The 10344-nt window shown below is 51.8% G+C and carries 11 protein-coding genes; 1 reads left to right on the top strand and 10 read right to left on the bottom strand.

The genetic code is table 11. The annotated features are described in order from the left end of the window. From L691_RS0127235 to citZ, 3 genes are all read right to left on the bottom strand, one after another. A partial coding sequence (locus L691_RS0127235; protein WP_025693342.1) for a hypothetical protein occupies nucleotides 1-305 on the bottom strand: 305 nt, incomplete at its 3' end. A 231-nt stretch (nucleotides 306-536) separates the two neighbouring features. Then, a complete protein-coding gene (gene icd / locus L691_RS0127230) occupies nucleotides 537-1832 on the bottom strand; it encodes an NADP-dependent isocitrate dehydrogenase (protein ID WP_025693341.1) in 1296 nt (431 codons plus the stop codon). 155 nt (nucleotides 1833-1987) lie between these two features. Further along, complete coding sequence (gene citZ, locus L691_RS0127225) at nucleotides 1988-3100, bottom strand: citrate synthase (RefSeq protein ID WP_025693340.1); 1113 nt, start codon at nucleotides 3098-3100, stop codon at nucleotides 1988-1990. 389 nt (nucleotides 3101-3489) lie between these two features. On the opposite strand from citZ, the gene ytvI reads away from it, so the two are divergent. Continuing rightward, on the top strand, nucleotides 3490-4605 hold the full coding sequence (gene ytvI / locus L691_RS0127215) for a sporulation integral membrane protein YtvI (RefSeq protein ID WP_025693339.1): 1116 nt from the start codon (nucleotides 3490-3492) through the stop codon (nucleotides 4603-4605). Nucleotides 4606-4756: 151 nt separating this feature from the next. Here the strand turns inward: ytvI and L691_RS0127210 are convergent, their stop codons facing one another. The 7 genes from L691_RS0127210 to L691_RS0127180 all read right to left on the bottom strand — a co-directional run. Continuing rightward, on the bottom strand, nucleotides 4757-5155 hold the full coding sequence (locus tag L691_RS0127210) for an FxsA family protein (RefSeq protein WP_025693338.1): 399 nt from the start codon (nucleotides 5153-5155) through the stop codon (nucleotides 4757-4759). Next, nucleotides 5152-5709: an acyl-CoA thioesterase gene (locus L691_RS0127205; protein ID WP_025693337.1), complete on the bottom strand. Its 558-nt coding sequence runs from the start codon at nucleotides 5707-5709 to the stop codon at nucleotides 5152-5154. The genes L691_RS0127210 and L691_RS0127205 overlap by 4 nt, the downstream gene beginning before the upstream one ends. Before the next feature lie 256 nt (nucleotides 5710-5965). After that, nucleotides 5966-7387 carry a pyruvate kinase gene (pyk, locus tag L691_RS0127200; protein ID WP_025693336.1) on the bottom strand — a complete coding sequence of 474 codons (1422 nt, stop codon included), beginning with the start codon at nucleotides 7385-7387 and terminating at the stop codon, nucleotides 5966-5968. 377 nt (nucleotides 7388-7764) lie between these two features. Continuing rightward, complete coding sequence (locus tag L691_RS0127195; protein ID WP_025693335.1) at nucleotides 7765-8769, bottom strand: acetyl-CoA carboxylase carboxyltransferase subunit alpha; 1005 nt, start codon at nucleotides 8767-8769, stop codon at nucleotides 7765-7767. Between the two features lies 1 nt (nucleotide 8770). Beyond that, a complete protein-coding gene (gene accD / locus L691_RS0127190) occupies nucleotides 8771-9664 on the bottom strand; it encodes an acetyl-CoA carboxylase, carboxyltransferase subunit beta (protein WP_025693334.1) in 894 nt (297 codons plus the stop codon). 74 nt (nucleotides 9665-9738) lie between these two features. Next, nucleotides 9739-9927: a hypothetical protein gene (locus L691_RS0127185; protein ID WP_025693333.1), complete on the bottom strand. Its 189-nt coding sequence runs from the start codon at nucleotides 9925-9927 to the stop codon at nucleotides 9739-9741. A gap of 135 nt (nucleotides 9928-10062) precedes the next feature. After that, nucleotides 10063-10344, bottom strand: a 282-nt coding sequence (locus L691_RS0127180; RefSeq protein WP_025693332.1) for a phosphatidylglycerophosphatase A, incomplete at its 5' end; no start/stop codon positions are given.

Genomic DNA, 10344 nt, shown 5'->3' with positions numbered 1-10344 from the left:
CCCAAAAGCCGCAGCGGCTTGCTCATAATGCCGCTCAAGGCGAACATGGCGAGCAGCAGCAGTGTAACGATAATCATCCACGGTACCGAATACTCGCCTTTGGTCATCATGTAGCCGCCGGTAAGCAGTTGAATGACCAAGCCATATTGGGCAACCCGATTAAACGCGCCAATTGCGCTCAGCGTACCCTCCTTGGCTGCGGAAGAAAGCTTCTCTGTCCGTCCTAGAATGAAAGGCAGCACCAGGTAGAAACCGAGCGTCAGCGTGCCAATCATATGTAAGAACATTAAAACGCTCCAGTTCATATCATATCCCTCCCGATAAATCTGTGACATAAGTTATATCAATAAATATTATAAACACTAATTGCTTAATCTCAAAAGAAAAATCCCCATTTTATCTTAAATAAAATGAGGATTCGTTCATACTTTTGTCAATTACCGGCTCCGCTTACCTAATTCATTCCGAGCGAGCATCAGAGCCGTGGGGGGCGGCCGGTAATCTTGTAACGATGGATGGCCAATGTATTGACCTTCCTACATATGTTGGATCACTTGGTCAGCGAATTCGGAGCATTTCAGCTCTGTCGCTCCTTCCATCAGCCTTGCGAAATCATAAGTAACCGTTTTGTTGTTGATGGCTGTTCCCATACCTTTGTAGATCAGATCGGCGGCTTCCTGCCAGCCTAAATGCTCCAGCATCATGACGCCGGACAGAATGACCGAACCGGGATTCACAACGTCCTTGTCCGCGTACTTCGGCGCCGTACCGTGGGTCGCTTCAAAAATGGCATGACCGGTTACGTAGTTGATGTTCGCACCCGGAGCGATGCCGATGCCGCCGATTTGCGCCGCCAGAGCGTCGGACAGATAGTCACCATTAAGGTTCAGCGTGGCAATGACGTCAAAATCGGTAGGACGCGTCAGCACCTGCTGCAGCGCGATGTCGGCGATGGCGTCCTTGATAATGATTTTGCCATCCTGCTCCGCCTGCTTCTGGGCGGCATTTGCCGCGTCAACGCCTTCGCGCTCCTTGATTACATCGTACTGATTCCAGGTGAATACCTTGTCGCCGAACTCCTGCTCAGCCACCTCGTAGCCCCAGTTCTTGAACGCGCCCTCGGTGAACTTCATGATATTGCCTTTGTGTACAAGTGTAACGCTCCCCCGTCCATGCTTAACTGCGTATTCCACAGCAGCGCGAACGAGACGTTTCGAGCCTTCGGAGGATACCGGCTTGATGCCAATGCCCGACGTTTCCGGGAAACGGATCTTGCTCACACCCATTTCTTTTTGCAGGAACTCGATCACTTTCTTAACCTGCTCTGTACCTTCTTGGTATTCGATGCCGGCATAGATATCTTCCGTGTTCTCCCGGAAAATGACCATATCGACCAGCTCCGGATGCTTCACCGGGGAAGGCACGCCGTCAAAATACCGTACCGGACGTAAACATACGTAAAGATCCAGTTCCTGGCGCAGCGCCACATTCAGGGAACGGATGCCTCCGCCGATCGGCGTCGTCAGCGGCCCTTTGATCGCAACGATGTACTCGCGGATTGTTTCGAGCGTATCGTTCGGAAGCCATTCTCCGTATGTATTATACGCCTTTTCTCCGGCAAACACTTCATACCAGGCAATCTTCTTGCTTCCGCCGTAAGCCTTATCCACCGCCGCATCCAGCACCCGCTTGGAGGCTTTCCAAATGTCGCGGCCCGTTCCGTCGCCTTCAATGAAAGGGATAATCGGATGATTGGGAACCTGCAGCTTGCCATTGTCAATTGTGATTTGTTCGCCTTCTGTCGGCAGTTCATACTTTTCGAGTTTCAGCATTAGTGTATAATTCCTCCTTAAAAGTTGGTGTGCGGCATACGCTTCTCTTAGCTTTAAGGGTAAAACCTGGCTTTAAGAGGCGTATGCCATTTTAGCGGCTAATCCTCTGCCGTAAGCGCCTTTCCGCTCAGGACAGGCATGCAGAAAAAGACTGCTTATCTTTCGTTGACCGGAACGTATTTCTGCTCCACAAGACCCGTGTATTCCGCACGCGGACGGATAATGCGGTTATCTTCGTACTGTTCGAGAATGTGAGCGGTCCATCCCGATACCCGGCTGATGGCGAAGATCGGCGTAAACAGCTCGCGGTCTATGCTTAATTGAGTATACACGGACGCGGAATAAAAATCGACATTGGGCTTGAGGCCTTTCTGCCCGGTTACCATTTCTTCGATCTTCACGGACATGTCGTACAGCCTCGTATCGCCCTTGATTGCGCCCAATTCGCGCGACATTTTCATCAGGTGCTTCGCGCGCGGATCGCCGTTCTTGTAGACGCGGTGCCCGAAGCCCATAATTTTCTCCCTGCGGTCCAGCTTGGCGCGGATATAAGGCTCTACATTCTCAAAGCTGCCGATTTCCTCCAGCATTTTCATTACAGCTTCGTTCGCTCCGCCGTGCAGCGGACCTTTAAGCGCGCCGATTGCCGAGGTAACTCCGGAGTAAATGTCAGACAGCGTCGCAACCGTTACCCTTGCGGTAAAGGTCGAGGCGTTCAGCTCATGGTCGGCATGCAGTACAAGCCCTGTGTCGAGAGCCTTGACCGATACCATATCGGGCTGCTCGCCCCTGAGCATATACAAAAAGTTCTCGGCAATGGAGGCGCCAGGCTTGGGAGCGACAGGCTCCAGCCCTTTGCGGATGCGCGCCAGCGCCGCCACAATCGTCGGAATTTGCGCCTGCAGCTTCACTGCCTTGATTTCATTGGCGCTGCGGCTCATATCATCGGCAGCCTCATCATACAGCGCTAGACTCGATATGGCAGAGCGCAAGGCGGCCATCGTATTGGCATCCTTCGGATACAGCTTCATCTGCGCGATAACCTGCTCCGGAATCGCCGCAAAATCGCTTAGGTCGCGCTTCAGCTTCTCCAGCTCGGCCGTGGTCGGCAAGCTGCCGAACCAGAGCAAGAAGGCCGTCTCTTCGAAGCTGGCATTTTCGGCAAGATCATCGATATCATATCCGCGGTAAGTGAGCACGCCGTCAACTATTGAACTAATGGAGGAAGCAGCCGCAACAATACCTTCCAGTCCCTTTATCACTGTCATGTTAATATCTCTCCTTTTGCCAACTGGGGTAATTAGAGGTGTAAATCCGTGAAAACATTTACAATTCAAAGTAGTTAAAAAAATAATTGCGTATAAATTAGGTCTGCTGCCCAGAAGGTTGATGAATGAAGGGTTTAATCCAAAAAATAGTGCCTTTAATTATCATACCGGAAATTGTAGATTACGTGAACTATGTGGAAGCTTTACGGCGCATCAAATGATTTTATCGGAGAGATAGAAAATTGCTTCCTTGCAAACGTTTCATGTATGCGCCTTCAGTTTACACGGGCCGAAAAAAGGGATGATTTCCCTTTGACCGGAATATACATTAGGACGAGGACGAGCATTATACGAGCCGTTCATTACCGCATATGGAAAGGAGAATCGGCATGGACAGCCTGACGCTGAAGAGACTGTTTAGGGGCCTATGGGTCGTGTTAGCCGCCTTGCTTGCCCTCTTCTGCCTCTATGTACTGCTTCCGCTGCTTTATCCGCTGTGCCTCGCCTGGCTGCTCGCTTACAGCATACGCCCAGTGGTAGAAAGCCTAAAGCGGCTCCGGCTGCCGTCATGGCTTGCGGTCATCCTCTCGCTTGCGCTTTATATCGGCTCCGCCGGGCTTGTGCTTACCGCGCTTGTTACCCGGCTGGTCAAAGAGCTGGCCGTTCTTGCCCAAACCTTCAATCTGCACGCGCCGCAGTGGCATGAACTGCTTCAATCCTGGAGCCGCAGCGACCGCCTTCAAAATATCATTAACCAAATTAACCAGTTCTACAACAGCAATCCGGATTATCACGCCACGATCGACAGCCATATCAGCAAAACGACGGAATCGATCGGGGTTGCGGCGACCAATCTCGTTACCGGCATCTTCAATCTGATTCTGAAAATAATCGCTTCCCTCCCATCGCTCGGAACGGTGCTCATTGTCGTCGTTCTTGCCGCTTTTTTTCTCGCCACAGGATGGGAGCGGCGGAGCCGAATGCTGTCAGATTGGCTGCCGGACGGATTTCGCAGCGCAGCGGCGAAAATCTTCAGCGATCTGCGGAGAGCGTTCTTCGGTTATCTGCTTGCGCAGCTTGTCTTAATCTCGATTACTGCGTCCATTGTTATCGTCGGCCTGATTCTTCTGGGCGTCAAATCGGCCTTCGTTCTTGGACTGATAATCGGTCTTGTCGATCTGATGCCCTACCTTGGCGTCGGAATCGTAATGATTCCGTGGGCTCTCTATTCCTATATGACAGGTGATATGCCGCTTGGCATCGGTCTTTCCGTGTTGTATGGCATCACTTTGATTACCCGCCAGGTACTGGAGCCAAAGCTCGTGGCCAGCAGCACAGGTCTCGACCCGCTTGCTATGCTGATCGGCATGTTCGCCGGCCTGAAGCTGCTCGGTGCAGCCGGCCTGATTCTCGGTCCGGTTGCGCTCGTAATCCTTGGCGCCTTCTGGCGGGCGGGCGTCTTCCGCAGTCTCCATTCCTATATCCTTAACGGTAGACTTCACTAAGGTGACGGCTTCGCAAAAGCTGACGCCCTAAGCCGGCATAACGCCTTCGGACCTGCAGATGCGCATACTCGCGCATGAAACGATAAAAAGAGCGAAAGCCGCAGCATGATCAGGCGGTCTTCGCTCTTTTGGAAACAGGTTTAAGTTCGGGTTATCTCTTATAATAGGTAAATGTGCCATTCTTCATTTTTTTCTCAATCCACTTCAGCAGAAATCCGCGGTACAGGGGCCGGGTCAGGGGAAAAACCAAGGTAAAGCCGATAATGTCCGTGATAAATCCCGGTATAATCAGCAGCAATCCCCCGAAAAAGATGCATAACCCGTCCAGCATCGTCCGGCCCGGAATCCTGCCCTCCTGCATTTGCTGCCTGCTGTCCTGCAACACCTTGCTGCCCTCAAAACGCATCATCAGAAGACCGATAAGAGAAGTCGAGATCAGCAGCAGCAGCGTCTTGGACGCTCCAAACCAGGACGATACCAGGATAAAGCCGAAGAGCTCTGTGGCGGGAATAATGAATAACGCCGCCCACAGCCAATTTCTTTTAATCATATCGTCCTCTTTTCTGTGCGCAGCGCCGTCACGATTGCGCCATAAACTTCAGGCAATGCCCTGTCCAGCCGTACGGGCTTCAGCTCCCGGTTTACCCAGGCATGGCCGGTGGAGCCGGTAACCAGCAGTTCTCCGGCTGCCGAGGCTTGGAAGCCCGAAGCAAATGAAACCCCATTATTGTTATGCGGAACAGCGGCATCCGATCCATACAAGCCTGCACCGGTCAGTTCCGGGCCGGATACCCGCCGCACCTCATATTCAAAAGTTAGCCGAAGAGGCGTAAATGACGACATGCGGGCATAGACGGCGATCATATCGTCATATTTTGCAGACCGCTTGAATTGCAGCTCTGCCGAGGTGACCGGAAGCAGCAAACCCCGGTTCTCCATTTCAAGATAGGAAAAACCAAGTCCGCGCAGCATTTCGGTCCGTCCGATTTCAAACCAGTTCAAATAATTAGAATGGTATACCACGCCCATCTGATCGCTCTCCTGGTAACGAACCCTCAAGGAGGCGGCGTGCCAAGGGCCCGGCAAAAAATCTTGGGTTTCCACGCATGATCTCCTCCTTTCCCTTGATCTAAAATAGCTTATTCAGTCTTATATTTCAAGTTGCGCGCTAAGTCCTTCAACCGCCGCAGGCAGCTTTCTGAGGGAGCAATGAAGCTGAGAATCATCCATATACCCCCATAGGTGGAAATGATATTGAATCATTTCCAAGCAAAAAGCAATGGCAGAAAATGCCATTGCTTTTATTTCGAATCTTATAGCTTGCAATATTGCTAGACTTTAATATGCAGATATCGGCAAATTAGTCGGCAATTTGCTCCACTTTTACCAGGTTCGTGGAACCGGAATGTCCGAGCGGAATACCTGCCGTAATTACGACAAGGTCGCCGGCTTGGACAAGGCCGGAATCTTTGCCGCCTTGAACAGCCGTTTCCAAAAGCTCATCGGTGGACGATGCCGGCGATCCTTTAACCGGAGTTACGCCCCATACGAGAGCCAGCTGACGCATTGTTCTATCTTGAGTCGTTACCGCGATAATCGGAGATACCGGACGGTACTTCGAAACTACACGGGCAGTATGTCCGCTAACCGTGGAGGAAATGATCGCTTTGGCATTCAGATCCAGCGCCGAGATGGCTACGGATTGGCTGATTGCTTCCGTTACTGTCGTCTTTTGGGCAATTTGCTGCTTCAGGAAGATTTCACGGTGGTTCAGCGCGGATTCCGCTTTTTCAGCGATACGGGACATTGTCAGTACCGATTCTACCGGATATTTACCTGCAGCCGTTTCGCCGGACAGCATGATAGCGTCGGTTCCGTCGAAGATAGCGTTAGCCACGTCACTCGCTTCTGCGCGGGTTGGACGCGGGTTGCGCTGCATGGAATCGAGCATTTGCGTAGCGGTGATTACCGGTTTGCCTGCAATGTTACATTTTTGAATCATCAGTTTCTGTGCGAGCGGCACATCTTCCGCCGGAATTTCCACGCCAAGGTCGCCGCGGGCAACCATCAGACCGTCGGAAGCGGCCAGAATTTCGTCAAGGTTATCGACACCCTGCTGATTTTCAATTTTGGAGATGATTTGGATGTGGCTTGCGTTATGCTTCTCGAGAAGATCGCGAATTTCCTTAACATCGCTGGCTTTACGAACGAAGGAAGCGGCGATAAAATCGATGTCCTGTTCGATCCCGAAAATGATATCGTTGGTGTCTTTTTCCGTAATACCAGGCAGGGAAATAGCAACTCCAGGCACGTTAACGCCCTTCTTGCTCTTAATTGTGCCGCCATTGACAATACGGGTCTTGATTTCTGTACCTTGAACGTCGACAACGGTAAGTCCGATGAGGCCGTCGTCAATGAGAATTGTGGAGCCTACTTGAACGTCTTTAGGAAGATCGGAATAAGTTACCGAAATACGGTTTTTATCGCCAAGAATCTCTTCCGTAGTCAGGGTCAGATACTCGTCCTGCACCAGTTCAATCGGTTCCACTTCGAGCTTGCCTGTACGAATCTCAGGTCCTTTCGTATCGAGCAGAATGGCAACCGTCTTGTTCAGTTCCTTACATGCTTGACGGATGTTCTTAATCCGTGCTCCATGCTCTTCAAAATCACCGTGGGAGAAGTTCAGACGTGCCACATTCATTCCGGCCAGGATCAATTTCTTGATGTTCTCCAACGATTCACTTGCAGGACCAATCGTACATACAATTTTACTTTTCCGCATTAGTTTTCCTCCGTTTTTTCGTTTCTCTGTCTACACTTTTTCCAACTACAAAATCTACTACAAAGTTGTCCAAATGAATAGGAACTATGTCATAATGCAGTATTGACTGCGCCCTTATGAATATTACTTCAACCGGACACTAAAATCAATGTTTCTGCGGCTTTTTCATACAAATTAGCGGCGGCGCAGCCAAACAAGAAGAAACGGCTGCGCCGTCCTCGCAGGAGGAGGGCATCCGTTTCTCGCAGAAATATAAGGCTATCTATAAGCGTAAAACTTATAGATCTTATATTTAAAAAAATAACCCCGAAGCCGATTCGGGGTTACAGATTGCAAGGTTATTTAGAAATCGGACCTCCTGGATAATAAGGTCCTGCTTACTCCGGACTGAGCGCCGGTTCTTCGGTAAAGACTTCTTCCGCCGCCTGCGATTCCGCGAACTCCCCGATCTTACGGAATTTCCGGTAACGGTCCTCCCTAAGCTCGTCAGCATCCAGACTGGCCAAATCATGCAGATGCCGAACGAGGGCATCCTTGATGGACGCCGCTGTAGTCCCATAATCGCGGTGCGCGCCGCCCTTGGGCTCGGGGATCATCTCCTCAATGACTTCCATCGCAAGCAAATCGTCGGCGGTAATCTTCATCGCTTCCGCCGCCTGATCGGCCTTCGAGGCGTCCTTCCACAAGATCGACGCGGCGCCATTCGGTGAAATCACGGAGTAAATGGCATGTTCCAGCATCAGCACGCGGTTACCCACGGCCATCGCCAGCGCACCTCCGCTGCCGCCTTCGCCAATAACGACGCAGACGACAGGAACGCCAAGCCCGGACATTTCGCGCAGATTGCGGGCAATCGCCTCCGATTGGCCCCGTTCCTCCGCCGTGTTACCGGGATAAGCGCCCTTCGTATCGATGAACGTAATGATCGGCCGGCGGAACTTGTCCGCCTGCTGCATCAGCCGAAGCGCCTTGCGGAAGCCTTCAGGATGCGCACTGCCGAAAAATCTGGCGATATTGTCCTTCGTATCCTTGCCGCGCTGCTGTCCAATCACGGTAACCGGTATTCCCTCCAGCTTCGCGATGCCGCCGACAACCGCGAGGTCGTCGCCGAACAGCCGGTCTCCGTGCAGTTCGATAAAATCGGTAAAGATAAGCCCGATCAAATCCAGCGAGGTCGGACGGCCATGGTGCCGGGCCAGATGCATTTTCTGCGAGGGTGAGATATTGGAATAGATCTCCTCTTCCAGCAGTTTGTAGCGTTCTTCCAGCCGGGCGATTTCGTCGGTGAAATCAATACCTTTTTCTTCCCCGAATTGCTTTAGCTCCGTAATTTTCTTGCGCAGATCAACGAGAGGTTTTTCAAAAGGCAAGTCCCCCGCCATTCTAAAATCCCCCCTTCACATCGTGAAGCTCCAGAATTTTGCCGAGCTTAGAGCGCATTTCCTTGCGGTGCACCACCAGATCGAGCTGGCCGTGCTGTAAATTGAACTCCGCCGTCTGGAAATCATCCGGCAGCTTCTGGCGGATCGTCTGTTCGATAACGATACGTCCGGCAAACCCGAATACGGCTCCCGGTTCCGCAATGTTAATATCCCCCAGCGTCGCAAAGCTTGCGGACACGCCGCCCGTTGTCGGGTCCGTAATTACGGATATGTACAATCCTCCGGACTCGCCAAAACGCGCCAGCGCCGCGCTGGTCTTCGCCATTTGCATCAGGCTCAGGATGCTCTCCTGCATCCGGGCTCCGCCAGAAGTCGAGAATATAACCATCGGCAGCTTTCTTTCAGTCGCTTCCTCGATGGCGCGGGTAATTTTCTCCCCGACCACCGAGCCCATGCTGCCCGTAAAAAATTCAAAATTCATAACCGCCACAATAATCATATGGCCATCAATGCTTCCCTGTCCCGTAATGACGGCGTCAAGCTGGCCCGATTTCAGCTTCTGCTGCTCGAGCTTCGTGCTGTATCCCGGGAATTGAAGCGGGTCCACAGATATCATCCCCGCGTCGAACTCGATAAAACTCCCCGGATCAAGCGTTATGGCAATTCTTTCAGGAGCGTTCAGCCGCATATGATGGCCGCAGGCCGTACATACCTTGAGATTCTTCTCCAGCTCTTTGCTGTACTGGATCGAACCGCATTTGGGACACTTGCTCATCAGCCCTTCGGGAATTTCCCGCTTAGGGCGTTCCCCTTCCGCCGGTATGTTCGCTTGCTCCAGACGCTGCGAAGGAACTGTCGCATATTTCCGTTTTTTCTGAAACAAATCTTTGAACAAGAGTCGCACCTCTTCAGCCGTTTATTTGCGTAAGGCAGCATCTACATTGTAATCACTGCTCTCATGATGTCAATCTAGGGATGCAGAATCAGGTTAAGCACTTCCTGCACTTCATCAAGCTCACCGGAAGGAACCAGAATCTCAAACTGCTGCTTGGACATATTGACAGGACGGCATTTTACCAGAAATCCTTCTTCTGTCAACTTGCTCTTAATCATATCCGCCACTTTGGCGGTAGGCGCAATATAAATTACCGTCCACATGTCCTGACGAGGCCTCCTCATCTCAATTCCAAAGCCGTATCCCGTATATTGGAATCATGATAACACAGTTTTCTTTTTTCCTGCAACAAAAGAGGGAGGAGAGAGACGCGGGAAAGACCGCGCCGGATTTATGCTTTACGGCTCAATTTCCGCCGGATTTACGCTAGCGGGATACACCCTTGCCCCTTCGTGGCGATGCGCAATTCTTGCGGAAGCGGCGGCGGCTATGCCGGCGACCAGATCGTCGAGAAAGACATGAATTCCGTCCTTCCGGCCGTTCAGGGCCCCGATGACGCCCAGCTTGATCTTGTCCAGATAACCGAAGCCGGTCAGACCGATCATGCCGTATACGCCGGTGATGCCCAGGGCCAATGTCTCGTCCGCCCCGTAAAGCGACTCATCGGCTTCCATGATCGC

This window comes from Paenibacillus zanthoxyli JH29, assembly GCF_000520715.1.
GTDB classification, from domain to species: Bacteria; Bacillota; Bacilli; order Paenibacillales; family Paenibacillaceae; genus Paenibacillus_AQ; species Paenibacillus_AQ zanthoxyli.
This window is presented reverse-complemented; position numbering and strand designations above follow the sequence as displayed.